The organism is Anaerostipes rhamnosivorans (genome assembly GCF_005280655.1).
Classification (GTDB): Bacteria; Bacillota; Clostridia; order Lachnospirales; family Lachnospiraceae; genus Anaerostipes; species Anaerostipes rhamnosivorans.
Genome location: NZ_CP040058.1, coordinates 982225 through 1007840 on the forward strand (window position 1 = coordinate 982225; position 25616 = coordinate 1007840).

The window sequence follows — 25616 nt, forward strand, 5'->3', positions numbered from 1 at the left end:
TCGTATGCGTGTGAAAATGGCTTCTCTTTATGGGAAGAAGGATATCCGGATCCGGGAAACCGAACTGCCGGAGATCAGGGATGATGAAATACTGATCAAGGTTATGTCCAATGGGATCTGCTTTTCTACTTATAAGGCAGCGATGAAAGGGAAGGAGCACCTGAGGGTACCAGAGAACGTGCACGAGACTCCGGTGGTGACCGGCCATGAAATGGCCGGCATCATTGAGAAAGTGGGGGAGGAATGGAAAGGCAGATATGAGCCGGGAACTTCCTGTTTTTTGCAGGCGGGGATCCGTTATAAGGGAAGCGAGGATGCTCCGGGTTATTCTTTTGAGTTTTTCGGGGGAAATGCGACTTATACGATTATTCCGGGCGGCTATATTGAATCTGGCTGTCTTCTCACCTATGAAGATGATTATTTTGCCTTTGCCTCCATGGGGGAACCTGTATCCTGCATCATCAGTGCTTTCCATACGTGCATCCATGATTATATGGAGGATATGTTTGTCTACGACAACATCCATGGCACAAAAGAGGGCGGCAGTATGCTTCTGATGGCAGCCTGCGGGCCGATGGGGATCGGAGCCATTGATTATGCGGTCCACGGACCGTCAAGGCCGAAGAAGCTTGTGGTGACAGAGATCAACGAGGAAAGGATCAAAAGAGCCGAAAAGCTGATCAGTCCCAGGGAAGCCTCAGACTACGGCGTGGAACTTGTGTATGTAAATCCGTCGGAGATGGAAGACGAAGAACAGGAGCTCCGGGTATTATCTGGGGGAACAGGATATGATGACATCATGGTCTTTGCGGCAATGGAAAGCCTGGTAGAGCTGGGCAGCGGCCTTCTGGCGGTCAACGGGTGCCTGAACTTTTTTGCGGGGCCGACAGATGAACAATTTAAAGCTAGAGTCAATTTCTACGACATTCATTATAAAAGGACTCATTATGTAGGCAACAGCGGAGGAAATTTGGACGACATCCGGGAAATGTTTGATTTGTCCAGAGAAGGAATGCTCACACCGGAGTATATGATCACCCATGTGTCGGGACTTTCTGAGGTGCCAGACATTATTTTAAACCTGCCGGATATTCCGGGAGGCAAGAAGCTGGTTTATCCCCACGTGGATCTGCCGCTGATGGCACTCACAGATTTTGAAAAATATGCAGATGAAGACCCGGTTTACCGGAAAATAGCGGATATTTTAAAAGAAAACCATGGGGTGTGGTGCAAAGAGGCGGAGAAAGTCCTGTTTGCCGGAAAATGGATCGATGAATGAACATATTTCCAGTGAACAGTATCAAAAATTCAGGTAAAATGGAGGTAACAACATGTTAGTGAACTTACAGAACATATTAAAAGAGGCAGAAGAGGGCGGGTATGCCATTCCCTGCTTTAATGTCCCCAACTTTGAGATGGCAAGGGCGGCCATGGATGCAGCCAGTGAGCTCTCAGTGCCGGTGATCATCGGGCATGTCCAGGTGCATGACAGCCTGATCCCCATTGAAAATATAGGCCCTCAGACTGTAGAGTATGCAAAGAGAGCGACAGCTCCGGTTTGTGTACATTTGGATCACGGTATTAATCTAAGCTTTGTAATGCGGGGAATACGGTGCGGTTATTCCAGCATTATGTATGACTGCAGTGACCTGCCGTTTGAGGAAAATGTAAAGAGGATCCGGGAGTTTACCAAGGCTGCCCACGAGATGGGTCTGTCTGTGGAGGCGGAGCTGGGGACAATGAGCAGCACGGCGGAAGATTCCCACGGAGGACCGAGGCTTTTAGGCAGAGAGGAGATCAAGAAGACCTTCACTGACCCGGACATGGCGGCAGAATTTGCACTGCGCACCGGGGTGGATGCGCTGGCTGTCTGCTTCGGCACGGTGCACGGAATCTATGCGGAGGAGCCCATGCTGGATATTGACCGGGTGCGGGAGATTCGTCAGAAGATGCCTGAGAGCACCAGACTGGTCATGCATGGGGGATCTGGAGTGGATCAGGCGCAGGTACAGGAGGCCATCAGGGCAGGTATCACAAAGATCAATTATCATTCTTACTGGTCGAAAGCCGCTGCCAGACATGTATATGAGAAACTAAAGGAGAACGGCGGAGATATGTTTTATCATGAGGTACAGGAGGAAGCGTACCGTAAGTTAAAAGAAGATGCAAAAGAGGTGCTTTTGAGATTCAGAGGTGAGAGAGATGGAGCAGAAGTTCTTTTCTCTTCGGCAGATCAAGCTGTTCCGCATTTTACTAGATGAGGAAGAATTTCTGCCGATGGAGCAGGCAGCAGAGAAACTGAAAATCAGCACTAGAACTCTATTTCGTGAGATACGCGGCGTCAATCAGGAGCTTTTTGGACTGGGAGTTCAGCTGGAGACGAAAACAGGAAAGGGAATCCGGCTTTCAGGTGATAAAGAAGCATTGGCCAGATACCTTATGGAAGTCTCAGACAGGGATTCTTCACTTTTTTATTACACGAAGGAACAGCGCCGGGCTTTGTTAACGATTGAGTTTCTAAAGAGAAAAAATATAGAAAAACTAGGCTACTACGCATACAAGCTGATGGTGTCTGAGGCTACGGTCAGCAATGACATCCAGGCAATCAGACCGTGGTTTCAAGAGCACCGGCTCTCCCTGGAGAAAAAAGCCGGTCTTGGTATCACTGTGACAGGTGAGGAGGAGAGCTTTAGAAACGCCATCATTGATTTTTTAAACGAAAAGCTCATGAAGTCAGATGTGGGGCAGTTCCAGGGAAGTGAAGGAGAATTCCAGGCTATAGAATATTTCCGCAGTCTGGGGAGAAACAGCAATCTGGATCTCTTAAATGAGGAGATCCTGGAAAAGGTTATTTCTATTCTCAAGCAGTGTGAGGATGAATTTTTAAGCAAGATCACGAGACATTCCTATATAGGATTGGTCATCCATCTCGTCATTGCCATTGAACGGCTTTTGTCAGGAAAGACCATCACTATGGAGGAGGATCTGCTCTTAAGGCTTAAAAAAGATGCATATTATCAGAAAGCCAGACAGCTGACGGAATATTTTGAGAGAGAATTTCATATAAAGATGCCGGAATCAGAGGTGGCTTATGTCTTCATGCATTTAAAAGGAGCCAGAATGAAATATGCTGTGGAGAAGCAGGATGAGCTGACCAAAATGCTGGATGAATATGACTGCATGATCGTGGCGGATGACTTAATCACTGCTTTCGGACAGCTCATGGGGGACGATTTCAGACAGGACAAGGTGCTGTATCAAGGTCTCGCGACTCATTTAAGGTCCACGCTCCACAGGCTCAATTACCATATGAGACTGGAAAATCCTCTGTTGGAGCAGATCAAAACAGACTTCAGGGATATTTTTGTCGTCTGTAAACATGTCTGTCAGGTAATGGAGACGAAGTATCATCTGGAAGTCAATGAGGATGAGATCGCATATTTGTCCTTTCATTTCGGCGCAGCCATAGAGCGGAAAAAAGCCCAGATCAAACAGTCTGTTGTCTTAAACGTGGCCGTGGTATGTGCCAGCGGGATTGGAATCTCCAGCTTTTTGTCCTCCAGTATAAAAAACCGGTTTGCAGGAACAGTGAAAGTATTTCCGCTGTCTGTGGAGCAGGTGACAGCAAAGGAGGGACTGGGGCTTGACATCATCGTATCCACGCTGAAGCTTCCGGACCAGGAGATCCCGGTTATTGAAGTGGGGGCTCTGCTTTCAGAGGAGGACTTTGGAAGGATGCAGGTATACTTTGAACTACTCAAGGAACAAAAGATTCAAAATAAGATACCAGACAGGGGAACCGTCAGGAGAACAACCTCACCGCAGCTGCTTGATGACCTACAGATTGTTACGGCGGATGCCTCCGTGGGAAAAGCCGGGGCAGTAACCAGGCTTCTTGACTACACCGACATGGATGAGATCCAGAAAAAAGCCTGTCTTGACGCTGTGCTCCTTCGGGAGAAGGATGGACAGGTGGCGTTAAAAGACCGGAACTTTCTGATTTTTCACTGTAACATTCCTGGCAATAGAAAGCCGGTGCTGTTGTTTTTTACACTGGACCATGGACACGGTACCCATCCGGATTTTAAGGGATTTGACAAAGGTGTCCTGATGATCGTGGACAAAAAAGAGGACAAGGAGATCAGGGACACACTGGCAGTTATTTCAGAAGGGTTTGTCAATGATGAGAAAATACTTCAGTACCTGGAGAACAATAATATCACAGCACTCAGACGGCAGATCAAAGATTATTTAAATCGCGTGGCTGGGGAAGAGGGAAATGAGGGATTGTAATGACAGATAGAGACAAGGAAGAAAGACCTGTACTGATGAAGGAAAATATTGTTTTGAACTGCAAGGCGGCCACCCCGGAAGAAGCGATCATCAATGCGGGCAGTCTTTTGCTGAAAAGCGGATACATCAAAAGCGGTTATATAAAAGGGATGCTTTCTAGAGATCAGAACTTTTCTGTTTATCTGGGCAATATGCTTGCCATCGCTCACGGTGAGAAGAAGGCCAGGGATCAGATTTTAAGGACTGGGATCTCCGTTTTGATCTATCCGGAGGGTATTGACTGGCATGGGAATCAGGTCAAGGTTGTTATGGGGCTTGCGGCCATAGGAGATGAGCATATGGAAATCCTAATGCATTGTGCCAACATTTTCAGTGACAGAAAGCAGGTAGAACGGCTGGTGCGGTGCCGGGATAAAGAGAAAGTCTATCAAATGTTTAACAGCTTATAATAATGAAAAAAGGTGGGCAGCCAGAGCATATTGGCTGCCCATTTTTGTATCTGGATAAGCGGAGGCAAAACTGATTTTGTACTGGAGAAGTGAAACCGGCAGGTGAAAATTTGACAATATTTATAAATGGTTTGATTGAATTTTAGGCTTTGATATGATACCATCTTGCTGTAATGATGATCAATGTTTACAGAAAGGATGCCCATGATTAGACTAATTGCAACTGATATTGACGGAACCTTGGTGGAAGAAGCGGCTATGAATCTGAATCCGGAATATTTTGACGTGATCCGGGAGTTCAGGAAGCGGGGAGTACTCTTTGTAGCGGCCAGCGGACGTCAGAGAAAGAGTATTGAGCGTTTTTTTGAACCGATCAAAGATGATATTATCTTTTTATCCGAAAATGGTTCCTGTATCACATCTAAGGAATATAAGCATGTGGATGTGATGGATCCGTTTATAGTGAAAAGTATTATGGAAGATGCCATGGAGATCCCGGGATGTACCTGTGCCCTCAATGACGGGGAGACCAGCTATTTTGATTCGGAGATGCTCTACCGCCATATGAAGGACGACTACGGCTATAACGCAGTGATGGTGGATGACTTATTTAAGGTAGAGGCAGGCGTGTGTAAGGTGTCTGTATTCCACAACCAAAACGCAGAGGAAGCAGTCGGAAAAGAGTTTTACGACAGATGGGGCGGCAGGATCTACGTTGCAAGCGCAGGAGAAAAATGGGTAGACTGTATGAACCTTGGAGTGAATAAAGGAAGCTCCCTGAAACGTTTTCAGGAGCATTACAACATTTCAGCAGATGAGACTCTGGCTTTTGGTGACAATATCAATGATATTGAGATGCTCAAACGGGCGGCCCACAGCTTTGCGGTAGCCAATGCCAGGGACGAAGTGAAGGAAGCTGCGAATTTTGTGACAGATTCCAATAAAGAAGACGGTGTATTGAAGGTGTTAAAAGCAGTACTGAAGGGGGATTTATGTTAAAAGCGGTTATTTTTGATATGGATGGTGTGATTGTAGATTCAGAACCTGGGTATTATACAGCTCTGCTGAGATTGCTGGATGAATTTGACGAATACGTAGACGAGGAGTACAATGCCCGCTACTTCGGAACAACGATGGAGAAACTTTTTACCGACACCATTGAATATCTGAATCTGGATACAACAGTTGATTATTGTAACCGGCGATTCTTTGAGATTTATGAAGAGGTGATCCAGGAAGACGGATTTACGCCGATTAAAGGAGCCATAGAACTGATCCGTGAGATCCATGAGGCGGGGATCCCGCTGGCGGTGGCATCCTCTTCTCCTATGGATCATATTATCAGGATCACAGAAGATTTAGGTGTGTCTGACTATTTTCATGCATTAGTGACAGGGGAGGACTGTGAAAATTCAAAACCTGATCCGGAGATATTTCTCACAGCGGCTGAGAAGCTGGGTGTGGATCCGAAAAACTGTGCGGTCGTGGAAGATTCCGTCAACGGTGTGCTCGCAGGCAGCAGGGCGGGCATGAAAGTACTCGGCTTCAGTAATCCGGAATATGGAAAACCGGCCCATGAGCCGGCCCAAAAGGTTGTGCATTCCTTGGAGGAAGCAGACTTGGGAACGTTGCAGAGTTTATTTAACTAAAAGATGATATGGAGAAGAAGAGTGGAAGCAGTTATTTTTGACATGGACGGGGTTATTGTCAACACGGAGCCTGGGTTTTATATTGTAGCTAACAAGTTTCTTGCACGGTATGACAAAAGCATCACAAAAGAATATTTTGAGCAGTTTTTCGGCGGAGCCTCAGAATATATGTGGAAAACCACCACAGAGATGCTGGGACTTGACATTCCTGTGGAGGAGTGTGTCAAGGGTGCTGATGAGATCCGGGAACAGAGGATCCGTGAGGAAGGTTATGAGGCCATTGATGGGTCTTTGGATCTGATCCGGAAAATCCACCAGGAAGGGATTCCTCTGGCAGTGGCCTCTTCTTCTGCAAGAAAGGAAATTGAACAGGTTGTGGACTACTTCGGAATCCGCCAATGCTTTCAGGTGCTGGTCAGCGGAAAGGACTGCAGACATCCTAAACCGGCTCCAGACGTGTTTTTAAAAGCGGCAGTGCTGCTTGGAGCAAAGCCGGAACAATGTCTGGTTATTGAGGACTCAAATAACGGAGTTACGGCTGCAAAACGTGCGGGTATGAATGTGATTGGATTCCGCAATCTGGAAGTTGCCAATCAGGAATTAAAATCGGTGGACCATATCGTCACCTCCATGAAAGATATTACTCTGGAATTGTGTAAAAGCTTTTAATCAGAAGGCTATAGAATAAAAAATCTCTCCAGTTTCTTGCTGGGGAGATTTATTTGTTACAAAACTGTGACGATTTATTGAAAATATATTAAATTCATGTTATCTTTATAAACGGAGAAGAAATTACTGAGCATATACGTAAAAGGGAAACTAGAGAATGCAAAAAGAAAGAGGTTGTTTATGAAAGCGGGCATCAAAAAGTGGATCAGTTATCTGCTGACAGCGGTACTTGTTGTATCAACAATGATTGCAACGGGAAGTATTGAGAAAAAGCAGGTCCAGGCGGCTGAGAAATTTCAGATTCATTTTATTGACGTAGGGGCCGGAGATGGCGCATTGCTCCAATATGGGGAAGGAAGCAGTGCTAAGTATGCATTGATCGATGCGGGACCAAAGAAGTATACTAGGACAAACGGAACCATAGTAGATACAAGCAAACGGTTATATAGTTATCTAAAAGATCATGATGTTAGAAAACTAGAATTTGTACTATTGACGCATCCCCATCAGGATCATATTGGTGGCTTGGTAGAAGTTTTAAAGGATGAATCTATTGAAGTAGAGAAGATATACGGAAACAGCCTTTCATTAATCTATCAGTCAAGTGGGAATGAAGACCCAGATGATATTGAAGATACAGAGTTCAGCAGTGAAACTTACCAGGAAGTGAAAGAAGAAATCCAAAAAAGAGTAGATGAAGGAAAGACAGAATATGAGGTGCCAACAGCAGGCTCATCTGTATATTTAGGAGGAGCAAGAATCACATTTTACGGTCCTTTGAACATGGATTTTATTTATGGAAGAAAAGTTGATCTGAATATACGCCAGGAAAATAAGTATTCCATTGTATGCAAAATCTCTTATGGAAAGAATTCTTTTCTTATGACAGGAGACGCTCAGAAAGAAACCATTCAGCAAATCGTTTCAAAAGGATATGATTTGTCTGCACAAGTTCTGAAGGTTCCACATCATGGAATGCAGGACGTTCTGGAGCAGGACAAAGTAGGAAATTATACTTCTGATCATAAATATTTAATTGACAAAGTGAATGCGTCTATTTCTGTTGTCAGCAATGGATATGATAATAAGAATAAATCACCTAAAGCAAAAACTTTAAAAGACCTAGAGAGCAGTGATGTTTATCTGACCAGCAACAGAGGAACGATTGTTGTAACTTCTGATGGAATGAACTTATCCGTCAATACAGAAAAAGGAAACAATGTTCCTAGTTATGAAGGTGATTATAATCCTTCCAAAAAGGCTTCCCCTACTATGAAAAGCGTCAGCGTTTCGTCCAATGGCAAAAATAAGCTGGTGCCTACAACATACAGTGCAGCCAACAGCTATAAGTTATACGAAAAGAAAAATATAACGGTCAAGTTTTCTGGAGTGCCGCAGCCGTTTACAAAAGTGAAAAGTGTACAATACAAGTTTGTGAGGAAGGGACAGGACAACCGAACGGTTCCCTACCGGACGGGCAGCTCTGTGGCAGTAAAGAACGGTTCTGTGGGCAGGATTTATGTGAAGTATAATACATGGCTTGGCTCCACGGTCATCAAGCTTCCAGGATTTACGGTGGATACTTCCGCGCCGTCCAGTGCAAAGATCAAGGGCAGCAAGTCAGGCATCAAGACCTACAAGACTTCAGCCAAGAACCGTTACAATAAAAAATATAAAAAATCTATTAAGCTTACCTTTTCCGCTTCTTATGGTACCAGCGGAAAGTCGAAGGTTCAGTATAAAATTGTGCCCAAGGGAAAGAAGAACTCAAAATATAAATGGAAGACGGGAAACAGTGTGACTTACAAGACAAAGAAAAAGTGGGTTCGTGTCTATGTGAAATTTACTGACAAATCCGGCAATACCACCACAAGAAAAACCAATGGATTTTATATAAAAAAATAATAGACAAATGAAAAAAGATAGTAGATAATAGGTTAGGAAGAGTGAATGTCGTCAGTGTAAGCTGACGGCATTTTAAATATGGCAGATTTTAAAGGAGAAGTGATATGAGAAAAAGAAATGTGACAGTCCTGCTGCTTTTAATGGCACTTACCGTATCTTTGCTGGCCGGGTGCGGCGGGAAGGAAGAAGAGAAAACAAAGGACGGATATGCAAAGAAACTATATGTCTATAATTGGACCGAATACATCCCCCAGAGTGTCATGGATGGATTTGAGAAGGAATACGGGATTAAAGTGGTAGAATCCACCTTTACATCCAACGAAGAGATGCTGGCTAAGCTGACGGCAGGAGGCACCGGTCAGTACGATATGACCATTGCCAGTAATTACGTGATCGATGCCATGAAAGAACAGGATCTGATCGAACCGATTCAGAAAGATGAGATCGAGAATGTAAAATACCTGGACAAGAGCGCCTTAAACCAGCCGTTTGACAAGAACAATGAATATACGATCCCTTATATGACATCGTTTACCGTTCTGTGCGGAAATAAAAAGAAATTAAAAGAGCTTAACGTAGATATCAAGAGTTTTAATGATCTCACCAATCCGAAGCTTAAGAATAATATCGTGCTGGTGGATGATATCAGGGAGATTGCTGCAATGGCTCTGAAGGTTAAGGGTTACAGCTCCAGCACTACAAACAAAAATGAGATCATGAGTACCCTGCCATGGCTTAAGAAACTTGCCAAGAATGTCAAGGTCTATGATGCGGATGCGCCCAAGAGCGTGTTGATCTCCAATGATGTTGCAGTGGGGCTTGTGTATAGCATGGATGCGGCCATGGCCATAGAAGAAAATAAGGATCTGGATGTGATTTATACAAAAGAGGCTGCCCAGAAGTGTCTGGACAATTTTGTTATCATCAAGGGAGCCAAGCATGCAAAAGAGGCCAGATTGTTCATCAATTACGTTTTGAGGCCGGAAAACTATAAAAAAGTATTGGATGAATACTACGGTGTGTGCATCAATACCGGGACAAAGAAGCTGTTGGATGATCATTATCTGAAAAATCCCGGGGCAAATGTCGATCAGAAAGAGTTAAAAAGGGCAGAATATATTGACGATGTAAAGGATGCGGCAAGTGTCTATGATGATCTGTATACGAAATTAAAGACAGAGTGATTGGGGGAGGAATTAGTATGAAAGCGATGAAACGTTTGGATATTATCATACGTCCGGAGAAGCTGGAAAAGTTAAAAGAGATCCTGGAGAGGAAAGATTATTCGGGTATGACTGTATTTACAGCCATGGGCTGCGGATACCAGGAAGGATTTATTCCTGAATTTGAGGAAATGAATTTTGAGATTAATCTTCTGCCAAAAGTGGTAGTGATGGTCGTCGTGTGGGAAGAGGACGTAGAAGATCTGCTGGGAGCCATCCATGAAGAATTGGCAACCGGGCAGGTAGGAGACGGAAGAGTCTTTATTTCCCCTGTGGATGATGTGATGCGTATCCGTACAGGAGAACGGGGCGCAGAGACTTTGTAGAAGGGTGGTGGAAACTTCGTTGAAAAATGTCATTGTACGTTTAAGAGATATAGAAAAAATATACGGAGGAAAATCTGTCATTGACCATCTGAATCTGGATGTGGCCCAGGGAGAGTTTTTAACTCTTCTGGGCCCGTCAGGCTGTGGTAAAACAACCACACTCCGGATGATCGGAGGATTTGAGGAGACAGATGGGGGACAGATTTTTTTAGAAGATGAAGATGTGGCGGGCAGGGCTCCTAATCACCGGAATGTCAATACTGTATTTCAGAGTTATGCACTGTTTCCCCACATGAATGTTTTTGACAATGTGGCATTCGGACTTGTGGAAAAAAAGGTTCCCAAAGCCGAGATCAAAAAAAGAGTCGACGAAATGATAGAACTTGTACAGCTTCAGGGAATGGAAAAACGGATGCCGTCTCAGATGTCCGGAGGACAGAAGCAAAGGGTTGCCATTGCAAGGGCTTTAGTGAACCGGCCAAAGGTGCTGCTTTTGGATGAGCCTCTGGGAGCTTTGGATTTAAAACTCAGAAAACAGATGCAGTATGAATTAAAGGAACTGCAGAAGAAGCTGCAGATCACATTTATCTATGTGACCCACGATCAGGAGGAGGCGCTGACTATGAGCGACCGGATCGCGGTCATGAATGGGGGAAGGATCGAACAGCTAGGCACTCCTGTGGAGATCTATGATCATCCCAAGACCAAATTTGTAGCGGACTTTATTGGAGAGTCCAATATATTTGAAGCCTATATTGAAGAGAAAAAGGGACATAGGATCTCTCTTGTGATGGAGTCAGGCAAAGTGGAGCTTGACGCCCCGGAATTTGATTACGATGAGATGGTCTATGTGTGTGTACGGCCTGAGAATATGAAAGTATCCATGGAACCGGTGGACGGGTTTACGATTCGGGGAACGGTAATGGAGCATATCTTTGTTGGATCTATCATAAAAACCATCATAGAGCTGCCAAACAGCCAGCTGATCAAGATGACAAATCCTCCAGAGGATGAGATTATCCCGGTGGGCACCAACGTATATCTTCACTGGCTTCCTGGAAAGGCTGTGGTCATGCACACACGGGAAGACCGGGTCTATGAAATTATAGAGGGGGCCGGGAATGAAAATGAAAAAGAAGAGCAATAAGATTCCGTTTCTGGCAACGGTATCACCTACGATCCTCTGGCTGGTGCTGTTTTTAGTGCTGCCACTTTTATATATCGTGGGCATCAGCTTTATGAAAAAGGGACTTTACGGAGGTGTTATCAATACCTTTGACCTGACAGCCTATAAGACAATGTTCCAGTCTAAATATATAAAGATCCTCATGGATTCTCTTTGGCTGTCTTTAAAGACTACGGCACTTTGTCTGCTGTTTGGTTATCCGTTTGCCTATATTATTTCCAACACAAAGAAGAAATGGAAACCCTTCTGTGTTTTGCTGATTATGCTTCCGTTTTGGATCAACTCCCTGATCCGTACCTATGGATGGAACAGCATCTTAAGAGAAGAAGGGATTTTAAACACACTTTTGCTGCATCTGGGCATCATACACCAGCCACTACAAATGCTTTATACGGACGGAGCAGTGCTTCTTGGGATGGTATATGCGTTGATCCCGTTTACGGTGCTGCCACTTTATTCTTCCATTGAAAAGCTGGATCACTCTCTTTTGGAAGCGGCCAGTGATCTGGGAGCTTCCAAAGCACATGTATTTCGTAAGATTATACTTCCGCTCACCATGCCTGGAATTTTTGCCGCATCGGTTCAGACGTTCATACCGTCTCTGGGTTATTTCTTCATCACTGATATGATGGGAGGAGCCACAACTATGAACATCGGCAATGTCATAAAAAATCAGTTTTTGACTGCCAGGAACTGGCCTCTTGGGGCAGCGCTTGCCATCGCGCTGATTGTGGTGACCATAGTGATCATGAAGCTGTACTCAAGGGTTGGAAGTATCGAAGATATGGTATAGAAGGAGGTTGTGATGAAAAAGAAAAAGTCTGGATTAAGGCCCTTGGCGCTCTGCTATGCGTGTCTATTCTATCTGTTTTTATATCTGCCGATCGCAGTTGTCGTCGCATTTTCCTTTAACCAGTCTGAGCTTAATGTGACCTTCCAGGGATTTACCCTGGAGTGGTACGGGAGGATGTTTGAAAATGTGCAGCTGATGCAGTCGTTTTTTAACACTTTGATCGTGGTAGCTTTGAGTACTTTGTTGTCTGTGATTCTGGGTACCCTCTGTGCTGTGGGCATGTACCGGTATAAGTTTAAAGGCAGAGAGACAGTCAGCAATCTTCTGTATATCCCCATCGTCATCCCTGAGATTGTGCTGGGAATTGCGGTGCTGGCCTTTTTTACCATGGTAAAAGTGCAGATGAGCATGGTGACCCTGATCATTTCCCATGTGACATTTTCTATGCCCTTTGTAGTCATCACCGTGCGCTCAAGGCTTGCGGGGTTTGACCCTTCAGTGGAGGAGGCAGCCAGAGATCTTGGGGCCAATGACTGGAGGATTTTTAAGAGGGTCACACTGCCTATGATCCTGCCGGGTGTTTTGTCCGGAGCTATGCTTGCGCTGACCATGTCCCTGGATGATGTGGTCGTGAGCTTTTTTACAACCGGCCCGGACAGCATGACGCTGCCAATCAGAATTCTCGGAATGGTAAGAAAAGGAGTATCACCTGATGTAAATGCGCTATCTACATTGATGATTCTCGGAACTGTGGTTCTGATGCTGGCTGCCACATTTTTTGAGATGAGAATGGAAAAGAAGGAAGAAGCTTGACATAACGCACCAAATGACGTACTATTTTGTTGAGAACAATTATCAATTTGGAGCGAAAGATGAAATTAACAGATACAAATTCAGGTACACAATATCTGGTGGAAGAAATCCAACTGGAACTGGCGACAAAACGCCGTCTGGAATCTCTCGGCATGACAGAGGGATCAAAGATTTATGTCATGCGCAAAAAGCGTAACGGAGCTGTGATCATCAAAATCCGGGGGACACGGTTTGCCCTCGGAAGGGAGATCGTCAGTGGGATCCAGGTCAGGGAACGTACAGAAAAGAGGGATTTAACATGAGCGCAGAGGAATTGCAGGTCGGATTTGTAGGGAATCCAAACTGCGGTAAGACAACGTTGTTTAATGCCTACACAGGAGCCAAACTGAAAGTGGCAAATTGGCCCGGTGTCACCGTGGAAAAAAAGGAAGGCGCATTAAAATACCACAACCATATGTATCGACTGGTAGACCTACCGGGTATCTACAGCCTGACATCCTATACAATGGAAGAAAAGCTGTCCCGAGAATATATTCTCCAGGATGACGTGGATGTCATAGTCGATGTGGCAGATGCGTCAGCTCTAGAGAGAAACTTATATTTAACATTATGCCTGATCGAGCTTGGCAAGCCAGTGATTCTGGCGCTGAATATGATGGATATTGTAAAGGAGCGCGGGATGGAGCTGGATCTTCACCGTCTTCCGGAGGTGCTCGGCATACCTGTAGTCCCAGTCTCTGCCAGGAAAAAGACAGGCCTTGAGGTGCTCATGCATGCGGTGGCCCATCACAAGGTAGAGGGTAATGACCGCCAGGTCTTCGATTACTCTGATCAGATTGAGGAGAAGATTACACAGATCCGGCTCCGTTTAAAAGAACACTATCCAGAAATGGAGAACAGCCGGTGGTATGCCATAAAACTTCTGGAGCAGGACGACGAGGTAACCCAGAAGTACGGCAGCCTTGTGGAAGGGATCGTGGACCGGTCCTATGAGAATGATATTATCAATGAGAAATATCATTTCATTGAACGGGTTATGGATGAAGTACTGGTCAATAAGGAGAAAAAGGCGGCATTTACTGACAAGATCGATGAAGTTTTAACGCATCCCATTTTGGGAATTCCAATCTTCCTCGGTATTATGGCGGTCGTATTTTTCTTAACCTTCACTGTTGGTGACTTTCTAAAAGGATATGTGGAAATGGCCATCGATTATGTGAGCGGCTATGTAATGGGGGGACTTCAGGGGATAGGCGCCAGCCCCTGGGTGATTTCACTTATCAAGGATGGAGTCTTTGCAGGTGTGGGAGGCGTACTGTCTTTTGTACCGAATATCTTTATTCTGTTTTTGAGCCTGGGTCTTTTGGAGGACAGCGGCTATATGTCCAGGGTGGCATTTGTCATGGACAGTGTCATGGACAAGCTGGGGCTCTCTGGCAGGGCATTTATACCGATGCTGCTTGGCTTTGGATGCAGCGTACCGGCAGTGATGGCTTCCAGGGCATTGGAGGATGAGCGGGACCGGAAAAGGACCATCATGCTGATCCCGTTTATGTCATGCAGTGCCAAGCTTCCTATATATCTCGTGTTTTCCCAGCTTTTTTTCGGAAAAGCCGCCATGGCTGTGGCTTATTCCATGTATATTCTGGGATTAGTGCTTGGGATTTTTGTGGCATTTATTCACAGCAAGCTTCTGAAGGGAAAGGTGAAACAGCCGCTGCTGATCGAACTTCCGGAGTACAAGACTCCCAATAAAAGAACAATAGCCATCTATGTATGGAGCAAGCTGAAAGACTTTCTCTCCAAGGCAGGGACCACCATCTGCGCCGCATCTATTGTCATGTGGGTGCTGCTTAACTTGAACCATACCGGCTTAGTCAGCGATATGAGCCAGAGCTTTGGTGCGTCGTTTGGAAGGTTCTTGGTTCCGGCGTTGGCTCCGGCGGGACTTGGACTGTGGCAGATCGCAGTCATGCTCATCTCCGGACTGGCAGCAAAAGAAGTGGTAGCTTCAAGCTTTATGGTCCTGTTTCAGGTATCTTCTTCGTCTGACGCCAATATCCTGCATATGCTGTCTGGAATGGGATTTACTTCGCTGAATGCCTACTGCCTGCTGGTATTCTGTCTTTTGTATACTCCGTGCCTGGCTACGGTGATGACCATAAGAAAGGAGACAGGATCCACGAGGTGGACACTTGGACTGGTGGCTTTTCAGATGATCTTTGCATGGGCTGTGGCCGTGGTGGTTTACCAGGTGGGCAGTCTATTTATGATTACATAGTGCATATATCAAATGAATTTCCTTTTCAATGGCAGAGGATTGTATTAAAATAGATACATACAAGGAAACCAGCCACGATGGGAGGTATGCCATGAGAAAGGAATTTACATTTCACACGTTTGACGGGACAGGCCTTTATATGGTGCAGGATGTGACGGCTTTGCCGAAAGCGGCAGTGGTCATTGTCCACGGACTGTGTGAGCATTTAGGAAGATATGAGTATCTGACAGAACGCCTCAACGAACAGAACCTGATGGTTTACCGGTTTGACCACAGGGGACACGGAAAGTCTGAGGGCAGACGGGTCTATTATGATCATTTTGAGACCATAAGTGATGATGTGAATGCAGTGATGGACAGAGTCAAGAATCATAATCAGGGCCTTCCGGTGTTTGTGATCGGACACAGCATGGGAGGTTATGCGGCTGCCTGCTTCGGTGCCAGATATCCCGGAAAGGCAGACGGTATTATTTTGTCCGGAGCGCTGACCAGATATCATACAAAGTGTGCCGGGGAGCTTCCTCTGGACATGCCGGCAGATACTTATGTACCCAATGCGCTGGGAGACGGGGTATGCAGCGATCCAGCTGTGGTGGAGGCATACAACAAGGACCCTCTGGTGGAAAAAGAGATCTCTGTGGCGCTGTTGAACAGTATTTACGATGGTGTGGAGTGGCTGAAGAAGAACAGTTTCAGTTTTATTGATCCGGTGTTAATCCTTCACGGTGCCAATGACGGTCTGGTGAGTGAACGGGATTCAAGGGAGATGTTCGGGGATATTCGTTCCGGGGATAAAACACTCAAGATATACGCAAAGCTTTTCCATGAGATATATAATGAAGTAGAAAAAGATGAAGTGATAGATGACACAATTTTGTGGATCGAAAAACATCTTAGCTGATGGAACACAGAGGATCTCCTGTTTTACACAGGGGATTCTTTTTTTACATTCCAAATCGATTCTTTTCCGATCTTTTAATGACTCTTAACCTTTTTCTGGCAGATAGAAGCTGTGAATACTTCTACAATATAAGAGGCTTCAAAAGCTTTACAGAAATTAGGTGAGAGATAAAGGAGATGGAATGATGTTAAGAGAAATGAAACGGGCGGCAGCCTGCGCCATGTCAGCGGTGCTCCTGGCGGCAGGTGTTCTGGCCCCGGTAAAAGCCGCATCATGGACAGCACCCCAGGAGACGGAATGGCAGGAGATCTCCAGAGACCGTGTGAAGGTCCGATTTGCAGTGGGAAGCGATCTGCACATCGGCAGAAATGATGACGCATCGGAGAAGCTGAAAAATGCCTTTGACGCATTTTACAGTGTAGACAGCCAGCTGGACGCGGCTGTGTTTGTGGGGGATATAACAAACAACGGAGCAGAGGGAGAATACAATAAGCTGGTGGATATTCTCAATGAGAAGCTTAAGGACAGCACGAAGCTGGGACTGATGATGGGGAACCACGAATTCAATACAGCTTCCGGGGCAGTGGAGCGCTATAAAGCAGCGGCAGGGAAGTTGAAGCAGGGAATCAATAAACAGGATACGAATAATAATATCACTGTGGGGGACGGATATCATATCATCACCATGAGTGCCAAAAACTATGGTGGAGATTATTCTGATAACTATGAATGGCTGAAGCAGCAGCTGGAAGAGGCAGCGGCAGAAGATCCAGAGAAGCCGATTTTTCTGGCACAGCACCATGGATTTAAGGACACGGCCTATGTAACCAATGAGTGGTATGGAAGTTTTGGAAAGATTCAGGAACTTCTGAAACAATATCCTCAGGTTATCAACTTTTCCGGACATTCTCATGCGACACTAAATGATCCGCGGTCTATCAATCAGGACCTTGGTTTTACTGCGATTCAGGATAGTACAATCGGGGCTTATTTTGAAAATGAGTCAGGAAAGATGGAAGGCACCAGGCCGTCGGACAGTGAAAATGCTTCCCAGGCACTGATGGTAGAAGTTGATGATAAGAACCAGGTGACGATCCGCAGGATGGATCTGACTGCAGGAAAATATATCGGAACTCCATGGAGTTTGAATGTGCCTGACATGGTAAAGAACCGGGTATTTCCCTATACTACAGAGAAAAGAACCACGGAAAGTGCAGTGCCTTCTTTCCCGCAGGGGGCAAAAGCAACGGCATCAAATGTCAAAGAGTCTTCTGTTGATCTTACCTTTACTCAGGGACGAAACGAAGACAAAAATGACGACGGTTGGATTCATTCTTACCGGATCAAGGCAATGAATAAAACTACTGGTAAAACGGATGTGAATAAACTGACTTTTTCCGATTACTACGCCCCTCCTATGAAGCAGAAACTGACCAAGACTTTGACTGGACTGTCAGATGATACGGATTATAGGATCGAGATTACAGCTGTCAATCCGTTCCAGAAGGAGAGCACACAGAAACTTACAGTGGACATCAAGACTGCGGCTCTGCTCACGGATGATGAATTAAAGAAAGAAGCGCCAAAAGCAGATCTTTTGGACGTTGATTTTAAGACTGGTACCGCAGATGACCAGTCTGATGCAAAACATACAACGATTACAAAGGGCAGCCCTGTTATTGTAGGGAATACTGTCCTCGGCAGAAAGACCGCAAAATTTGACGGCAGTTCGGCATTTGCTTACAATTTTACGTCTGATGAATATACAAAGATGCAGAAAGGCTACACAATGGAGTGTATGATGAAACTGGACAGCAAAGGAAATCCATTTTCTGACCAGGAAAGCGCGGGGGCAGGCTTTGAACTGAATTCTGACGGAAAGACTTTGGAATTTTGGTCCAGACACGGCGGCAGCTACAAAAAACCCACGGCCCAGATCGATAAGTCCAAGTGGGTTCATGCTGTGGCGGCCTATGACGGTTCTGTCCTAAAGCTTTACATAAACGGGAGACTAAAGGATACAGTCACAGCTGATTTAGAGTGGACAATACCCGCAGATGGAGCCAAGTATTTTTTTGTGGGTGCAGATACAAATAAGACCGGTGAGATCCAAAACCCTGTTAAAGGGGAGATCGCATCCGCTAGGATCTACAGCAGGGCACTGTCCATCGGTGAGATCACCAAACTCTATTGGGGAGAGACAGACACGGAGATCTCGATTCCGAAAGATGCTTCTTTTACGGCGGCCCGGAGGAGTTCCTATACTGTTCCGAAAGCAGCAGCACAAATTATTTCCACAGGAGATACAAATGTCAAAGTGACGGAAGAAGTGAAGGATTCCAAAGGAAATACAGTTACACTTAGTGGCAGAAAATTCACAGCTGTGGATGACACTTACACGATTACGTACAGAGCAAACAATGTACAGCTGACAAAACAAGTGAAGGTCTATGAGCCTGCGGCGCCGTCTGCTGTCGGAAAAAAGGTCTTGGATGAGAAGGAAGGTTTCCGCATATCCATTAAGAACAAAACAGCAGATTCCAAGGTTTCTTACAAGAGCAGCAACGCTTCCGTGGCTTCTGTGAGCTCTTACGGATATGTGACGGGAAAGAAAGCAGGAACTGCAGTGATCACCTCTACAGTAGTCCAGAATCAAAAAACATACATATTAAAGACAACGGTATCAGTTGTGAAAAAGCCTTATATGACCTCTAAGAAGGTAATTTATGCCTCTAAGGGATATAGGGCAGCAATAGGAAACAAAGGAAAAGGAGCTAAGGTCTCTTATAAAAGTTCCAATAAAAAGACGGCCTCAGTGAGTTCGTCTGGATATGTGAAAGGAAAGAAAGCAGGAACTGCTTATATCACAGCTAGTGTGATGCAGAACGGAAAGACCTATACTTTAAAAACAAAGGTAACGGTCAAAGCTTATATTAAAATAACCAAAGCGTATAAGAAGGTGAAAAAAGGCCGCAGTGTAACATTCAAGGCAAAGGCTTATGGCACCAGGAAATCTGTGAAATGGTCAGTTTCCAACAAGCGTGCTTCCATTTCCAAGAAGGGAAAATTTAAGGCCAGGAAAAGGGGAAAGGTTTATGTGGTCATGAAATCCGGAAACATTACAAAGAAGTATCTTGTAAAGATAAAATAAGACGAAAACAGCTGTAAAGCAAAAGCCGGAGACTGCCCTGGAAGGTCCAATTCCAGGGCAGTCATTTTTGTTGAAAACGTGTGTTCGGGTATGGTATAATGACAGAAGTGTAAAAGGAGAGATAAGAATGAAGCCAAGAGTGATCTTTCATATTGATGTTAATTCTGCGTATCTGAGCTGGGAGGCTGTTTATGGAATGCAGGAGCGGGGGGATGAGGTGGACCTGAGGCAAGTGCCGGCCATAGTGGGAGGGGATGAGTCCAAGCGCCATGGGATCGTGCTGGCTGCCTCCATACCAGCGAAGAAAAAGGGAATCCGAACGGCGGAGACCATCAGAGAGGCGTTAAACAAATGTCCGGATCTCATCATACGGCCGCCATGTCATCAGCTCTATGAGCGGTACTCCAGGGCTTTTTTAAATGAGGCCCTGACATTTTCCCCGGTCCTTGAAAAGTTCAGCATAGACGAGGCATTTCTGGACATGACGGAGACTGTAGGGAGATACGAGAGCCCTTATCAAGCGGCTTGTACGCTGAAAGACCGGATTTATGAGAAGTTTGGGTTTACCGTGAATATCGGGGTAGCGCCGAATAAGCTGCTGGCCAAGATGGCATCAGATTTTGAAAAGCCAAACAAGGTCCATACTTTATTTCCTAAAGAGGTCCCGGAAAAGATGTGGCCGCTTCCTGTGGAGCATCTGTTTTTTGTAGGCCCCGCTACAAAAAAGAAGCTGCACAATCTGGGTATACGGACCATTGGGGAACTGGCCCATATGGATCCAGAACTTCTAAAGTCTCATATTGGCAACAAGCACGGAATCCTGATCTATGAGTATGCCAACGGCATTGACAGGGATCCTGTGGAGGCAGAGCATGCCGATACGAAGGGGTACGGCAACAGCACCACCCTTCCGTCAGACATCACTTCCTTTGAGGCGGCAGATCCAATCCTGCTGTCTCTGTCAGAGTCCGTGGCATCCAGACTTAGGGCAGATCATGTGAAGACTTCCTGCATCACAGTGGAGATCAAGGACTGCTATTTCCGCAGAAGTTCTCACCAGAAAAAACTTCCCGCCCCCACGGATATCACAAATGAGATTGTACAGACGGCAAAGGAACTGTACCGGGAAAGTTTCCGTGGAATTCCTGTCCGGCTGATTGGGGTCCGTGCCTCAGACATCACAAAAGAGGAATTTTCCCAGATGGATCTGTTTGGAAACCAGAAAAAGGAGAAGCTTCGAAAGCTGGACCAATCTATTGACGCTATCCGTGACAAATACGGAATGGACGCGGTAAAACGTGCCAGACTGCTAGAGGGGGAGACGAACCAGAGAGCTGGAAGCGCCGGAAGAGAGCAGAAACTTGGAGATGGAAAATATATTATATAGTGCGGAGTAGAGACAGATGTCTGCTGGCTGAGGACGCTGGATCCACAGCTTTGTTTATGTAAATATTACAAAAGTATTAAAAATAGTACTTGCTTCTTGCGAGAAACCTTGTTATACTTCGAATTGTGGAGAAAAATGCGCATAGAATCGGAGGGAAACAGGATAATGAAGATTCTGAACATGAAACGCATCGTATGTGCAGTAATGTGCTGTGTTATGTTGGGCATGCTTTTACAGGTGACAAATGTATCGGCAGCAGAGGGTGACAAGAAAGAACTTGACGTTGTTTATTATAATCAGGCAGATTATCCAGGAAAGAAGATCGGAAAAAGCACCATCAAAGCAGCGGGATGCGGGCCAACCTGCATTGCAGTCTGTTACAGTTCACTGACTGGAAAGAAAGTCAGTGTGCCGAAGATGTGCAAGATCGCATATAAAAAAGGCTGGTACATTAATGGACAAGGATGTGTCCATGAAGTGATCCCGGGACTTGCAAAGGAATACGGATTAAACTGCAAAGGCCTGGGTACCGATTATAAAGCCATTACAAGAGCTCTGAAGAACGGCCATCCGGTAGTAGCCTTGGTGGGACCTGGAGACTTTACACAGTACGGCCATTTTATCGTAGTGACGAGAATGGTCGGAAAAGATAAGGTCAAGGTTGCCGATGTGGGAAGCCGTGCAAGGACTGCTGAGACATGGTCATTAAAGAAGATCGTAAGCCAGGGGAAAGAAGGCGCAGACGCTGGAGGACCTTTCTGGGAGATCAGCTATACCAAACCGGAAGAAAAACAGCAGGAAAAAGGAATTGACCACGGCCTGCTGAAGGTGGGTAACACTGTTGATCTGAAAAAACATATAGAAAATTAGAATCATCATAGCAGATGCTGTTTAGAAATACGGCATCTGCTTTTTTCTTCAGATGGACGAAGTACGAATGATAATGTTATACTAATTGTTGTAACTTTCACATAAGATGACAAGAAAAGGAGGACATAATATGTGGACGAGAGCTGAATTAAAAAGCAGAGGAAAAGAGTCGATCAAGAGGAATTACTGGATTGTGGTACTGGTAGCCCTGGTTGCGGGGATCATCAACGGCCAGCTGACCGGGAATGCATCCTACAGAGGTATGAAGAATGAAATAGAGAACGCGGGATGGGACGGGGGAACCATGGATCTTTTGACCAGCCCACAGTTCCTGGTGATCCTGACGGCGTTGCTGGGGATACTTGTGGTTTTCTTTGTGGGATTTACACTGATTAAGATATTTGTCGGGAATCCCCTGTTGGTGGGCTGCAACCGTTTTTTTGTGGAAAACAGTGACAGAAAGGCTAGATTCGGTCTCCTTGGCATGGCATTTCAGGGAGGAAATTATTCAAACATCGTGTTGACCATGTTTCTAAGAAATTTATTTGTATGGCTGTGGACCCTGCTGCTGATCATACCGGGCATCGTAAAATCCTATTCGTATTCGATGATCCCGTATATCTTGGCAGAGAATCCTTCCATCTCAAGGGAGAGGGCATTTGAGATCAGCAGGAAGATGATGGACGGACAGAAGTTTGACGCTTTTGTGCTGGATCTTTCCTTCATCGGATGGATGATCCTTTCTGCGTTTACATGCGGAATTCTAGACATTTTTTATGTGGTGCCGTACAGACAGACGACGTGGGCAGAACTATACAAGGTCAACCGTGAAATGGCTCTGCAAAACGGTATCGCATCACCAGAAGAACTGCGGGGATTCCCTTTTTATCAATAGTTACTAAAGAAAGATAAAAGAAATTGAGAAAAACATGTCGATTTAGAGAAAATAAATAGTTTTTGTGATAAAATTGAAAATATATTGTTAAAAACGTATAAAAATAATTAACAAACAAAATATTTTGTGGTACAATTAGTCCAACGACATACATTGTTACAACATACTATTTTAGGAGGTATAGACATGTCAACAAAATGGGTTTATCAATTTAACGAGGGAAATGCAGAGATGAGAAACCTCTTGGGCGGCAAAGGAGCCAACCTGGCAGAGATGACAGGACTTGGACTTCCGATTCCTCAGGGGTTTACGGTGACCACAGAAGCATGTACCAATTACTATGACTGCGGTGAAAACATCAGTGATGAGGTACAGGGACAAATTTTCGATGCTATGAAGGCATTGGAAAATATCCAAGGAAAGGAATTCGGAGACTTAGAAGACCCATTGTTGGTTTCCGTACGTTCCGGAGCCAGAGTATCTATGCCTGGTATGATGGATACAATCTTAAACTTAGGTTTAAATGACGTAGCTGTAGAAGGATTTGCAAAGAAGACCGGCAACCCACGGTTTGCTTATGATTCCTACCGCAGATTTATCCAGATGTTCGCAGATGTTGTAAAAGAAGTGGACAAAGCTAAATTTGAAGCTGTCCTTGACGAGATGAAGGAGGCCAAGGGAGCGAAATTTGATACAGATCTGACAGCAGATGATTTAAAAGAAGTCATTGTGCGTTATAAAGAGATATATAAAAACGAGTTAGGGGAAGATTTCCCTCAGGAGCCGAAAGAGCAGTTGTTAGAAGCGATTAAGGCTGTATTCCGTTCTTGGGATAATCCTCGTGCTATCTATTATAGAAGAATGAACGATATCCCTGGTGACTGGGGTACTGCGGTCAATGTACAGACCATGGTATTCGGAAACATGGGAGATACATCAGGAACCGGTGTTGCATTTACAAGAAACCCATCCACCGGTGAGAAACAGATTTACGGTGAATACCTGATCAATGCACAGGGTGAGGACGTGGTAGCAGGTGTGCGTACTCCGCAGCCGATCACCAGACTGAAAGAGGACCTGCCTGAGTGTTATGAACAGTTTATGCAGATTGCCAAGACTCTTGAGGACCATTACCGCGACATGCAGGATATGGAGTTTACCATTCAGGAAGGAAAACTGTATTTCTTACAGACGAGAAATGGTAAGAGAACTGCACCGGCAGCCCTCCGCATCGCCTGTGAGCTTGTAGACGAGGGAATGATCACAAAAGAAGAAGCGGTTTCAAGGATTGAAGCCAAAGCATTAGATCAGTTATTACATCCGCGCTTTGATCCGGAAGCGATCAAAGCTGCCGTTCCGATTGGGGAAGCACTTCCAGCATCTCCTGGAGCTGCTACCGGCAAGGTTTACTTTACTGCTGAGACTGCAAAGCTTCACCACGAGGCAGGAGAAAAAGTTATCCTTGTCCGCTTGGAGACTTCACCGGAAGATATCGAAGGTATGCATGCGGCTGAAGGTATCCTGACAGCACGGGGAGGTATGACATCCCATGCGGCAGTTGTTGCCCGTGGTATGGGTACTGCATGTGTTGCCGGATGCGGGGATATCCAGTTAGACGAAGAAAAAGGATTGTTCGTTCTGGGCGGAAAGACTGTCCGGGAGGGAGATTATATTTCGATTGATGGATCTACCGGTAAGGTTTACTATGGTGAGATCCGCACGATCCCAGCTACCATCAGCGGTAACTTTGACCGTATCATGACATGGGCAGATGAGATCAGGACATTGAAAGTCCGTACCAATGCAGATACACCGGCAGACGCACTGAACGCTGTGAAGTTCGGAGCAGAAGGAATCGGACTCTGCCGTACAGAGCATATGTTCTTTGACGCAGAGAGAATTCCGAAGATTCGCCGTATGATCTTAGCAAGAACCAAGGAAGCAAGAGAGATCGCTCTGAATCAGTTGATCCCTTATCAGAAGAAGGACTTCAAAGAGCTCTATGAGGTTATGGAAGGAAAACCGGTCACCATCCGTTTCTTAGATCCGCCTCTGCATGAGTTCCTTCCGACTACTCTGGAAGAGATCTCAGCTCTGGCAAAGGATATGAACGTGACCGTGGAAGAGATCAACATGACCCGTGCATCTCTGCATGAGTTCAACCCGATGATGGGACACCGCGGATGCCGTTTGGCAGTCACATATCCGGAGATCGCCAAGATGCAGACAAGAGCTGTCATGGAAGCTGCCATCGAAGTGAAACAAGAAAAAGGATTTGATATTGTTCCTGAGATCATGATCCCTCTTGTAGGAGAAAAGAAAGAGTTAGCGTTTGTCAAGAATGTTGTTGTTGAGACAGCAGAGAAGGTGAAAGCATATTATGAGTCTGACATTGATTACCACATCGGTACGATGATCGAGATCCCTAGAGCCGCTCTTCTGGCCAATGAAATTGCCGAGGAAGCAGAATTCTTCTCCTTCGGAACTAATGACTTGACACAGATGACCTTTGGATTCTCCCGTGATGATGCCGGTAAGTTCCTGGAGTCATACTATGACAACAAGATCTATGAATCAGATCCATTTGCCAAATTGGATCAGGATGGTGTCGGCCAGTTGATCGCTATGGCAGCAGAAAAGGGAAGATCAACCCGTCCGGATATCAAACTTGGTATCTGTGGAGAGCATGGAGGAGATCCTGCATCCGTTGAATTCTGTCACAAGGTTGGATTAAATTATGTATCCTGCAGCCCATACCGTGTGCCGATCGCAAGGCTTGCAGCAGCACAGGCAGCGCTGAATGATAAAAAATAAGATGTATAATG

The 25616-nt window shown here is 45.4% G+C and carries 21 protein-coding genes; all 21 read left to right on the top strand.

The features are described from left to right. The first annotated feature begins 4 nt into the window (after window positions 1-4). On the top strand, window positions 5-1279 hold the full coding sequence (locus tag AR1Y2_RS04850) for an alcohol dehydrogenase catalytic domain-containing protein (protein ID WP_137327952.1): 1275 nt from the start codon (window positions 5-7) through the stop codon (window positions 1277-1279). 52 nt (window positions 1280-1331) lie between these two features. Continuing rightward, the gene (locus AR1Y2_RS04855; RefSeq protein ID WP_137327953.1) at window positions 1332-2261 is read left to right on the top strand and encodes a class II fructose-bisphosphate aldolase; all 930 of its coding nucleotides are present in this window, start codon (window positions 1332-1334) and stop codon (window positions 2259-2261) included. After that, the gene (locus AR1Y2_RS04860; protein WP_137327954.1) at window positions 2203-4293 is read left to right on the top strand and encodes a BglG family transcription antiterminator; all 2091 of its coding nucleotides are present in this window, start codon (window positions 2203-2205) and stop codon (window positions 4291-4293) included. Before AR1Y2_RS04855 ends, AR1Y2_RS04860 begins: the two co-directional genes overlap by 59 nt. Next, complete coding sequence (locus AR1Y2_RS04865) at window positions 4293-4742, top strand: PTS sugar transporter subunit IIA (RefSeq protein WP_137327955.1); 450 nt, start codon at window positions 4293-4295, stop codon at window positions 4740-4742. The genes AR1Y2_RS04860 and AR1Y2_RS04865 overlap by 1 nt, the downstream gene beginning before the upstream one ends. Window positions 4743-4946: 204 nt before the next feature. Continuing rightward, window positions 4947-5741, top strand: a complete 795-nt coding sequence (locus tag AR1Y2_RS04870) for an HAD family hydrolase (protein ID WP_137327956.1) — start codon at window positions 4947-4949, stop codon at window positions 5739-5741. Further along, window positions 5735-6391 (top strand): HAD family hydrolase, encoded by a 657-nt coding sequence (locus tag AR1Y2_RS04875; protein WP_137327957.1) that lies wholly within the window; start codon window positions 5735-5737, stop codon window positions 6389-6391. The genes AR1Y2_RS04870 and AR1Y2_RS04875 overlap by 7 nt, the downstream gene beginning before the upstream one ends. A 21-nt stretch (window positions 6392-6412) precedes the next feature. Continuing rightward, window positions 6413-7060: an HAD family hydrolase gene (locus tag AR1Y2_RS04880; protein ID WP_137327958.1), complete on the top strand. Its 648-nt coding sequence runs from the start codon at window positions 6413-6415 to the stop codon at window positions 7058-7060. A gap of 180 nt (window positions 7061-7240) precedes the next feature. Beyond that, entirely contained in the window at window positions 7241-8965 is a 1725-nt protein-coding gene (locus AR1Y2_RS04885; protein WP_137327959.1) for a ComEC/Rec2 family competence protein, read from the top strand. Between the two features lie 104 nt (window positions 8966-9069). Further along, entirely contained in the window at window positions 9070-10149 is a 1080-nt protein-coding gene (locus AR1Y2_RS04890) for an ABC transporter substrate-binding protein (RefSeq protein ID WP_137327960.1), read from the top strand. A gap of 17 nt (window positions 10150-10166) precedes the next feature. Continuing rightward, the gene (locus AR1Y2_RS04895) at window positions 10167-10514 is read left to right on the top strand and encodes a P-II family nitrogen regulator (protein ID WP_175403589.1); all 348 of its coding nucleotides are present in this window, start codon (window positions 10167-10169) and stop codon (window positions 10512-10514) included. Window positions 10515-10533: 19 nt separating this feature from the next. Continuing rightward, window positions 10534-11661 (top strand): ABC transporter ATP-binding protein, encoded by a 1128-nt coding sequence (locus tag AR1Y2_RS04900; protein ID WP_137327961.1) that lies wholly within the window; start codon window positions 10534-10536, stop codon window positions 11659-11661. Continuing rightward, a complete protein-coding gene (locus AR1Y2_RS04905; RefSeq protein ID WP_137327962.1) occupies window positions 11636-12493 on the top strand; it encodes an ABC transporter permease in 858 nt (285 codons plus the stop codon). Before AR1Y2_RS04900 ends, AR1Y2_RS04905 begins: the two co-directional genes overlap by 26 nt. Window positions 12494-12505: 12 nt before the next feature. After that, entirely contained in the window at window positions 12506-13306 is an 801-nt protein-coding gene (locus tag AR1Y2_RS04910; protein ID WP_137327963.1) for an ABC transporter permease, read from the top strand. A gap of 59 nt (window positions 13307-13365) precedes the next feature. After that, window positions 13366-13608, top strand: a complete 243-nt coding sequence (locus AR1Y2_RS04915) for a FeoA family protein (RefSeq protein ID WP_137327964.1) — start codon at window positions 13366-13368, stop codon at window positions 13606-13608. Then, a complete protein-coding gene (gene feoB / locus AR1Y2_RS04920; protein ID WP_137327965.1) occupies window positions 13605-15587 on the top strand; it encodes a ferrous iron transport protein B in 1983 nt (660 codons plus the stop codon). Before AR1Y2_RS04915 ends, feoB begins: the two co-directional genes overlap by 4 nt. A 91-nt stretch (window positions 15588-15678) precedes the next feature. Beyond that, window positions 15679-16488 (top strand): alpha/beta hydrolase, encoded by an 810-nt coding sequence (locus AR1Y2_RS04925; protein ID WP_137327966.1) that lies wholly within the window; start codon window positions 15679-15681, stop codon window positions 16486-16488. A gap of 181 nt (window positions 16489-16669) precedes the next feature. Next, window positions 16670-19639, top strand: a complete 2970-nt coding sequence (locus tag AR1Y2_RS04930; protein ID WP_137327967.1) for a LamG-like jellyroll fold domain-containing protein — start codon at window positions 16670-16672, stop codon at window positions 19637-19639. 127 nt (window positions 19640-19766) lie between these two features. Continuing rightward, complete coding sequence (locus tag AR1Y2_RS04935) at window positions 19767-21026, top strand: DNA polymerase Y family protein (RefSeq protein WP_137327968.1); 1260 nt, start codon at window positions 19767-19769, stop codon at window positions 21024-21026. A gap of 165 nt (window positions 21027-21191) precedes the next feature. Continuing rightward, entirely contained in the window at window positions 21192-21896 is a 705-nt protein-coding gene (locus tag AR1Y2_RS04940) for a C39 family peptidase (protein ID WP_137327969.1), read from the top strand. A 130-nt stretch (window positions 21897-22026) separates the two neighbouring features. After that, window positions 22027-22791, top strand: a complete 765-nt coding sequence (locus tag AR1Y2_RS04945) for a DUF975 family protein (RefSeq protein WP_137327970.1) — start codon at window positions 22027-22029, stop codon at window positions 22789-22791. Window positions 22792-22977: 186 nt separating this feature from the next. Then, a complete protein-coding gene (ppdK, locus tag AR1Y2_RS04950; RefSeq protein ID WP_137327971.1) occupies window positions 22978-25605 on the top strand; it encodes a pyruvate, phosphate dikinase in 2628 nt (875 codons plus the stop codon). Window positions 25606-25616: the final 11 nt, after the last annotated feature.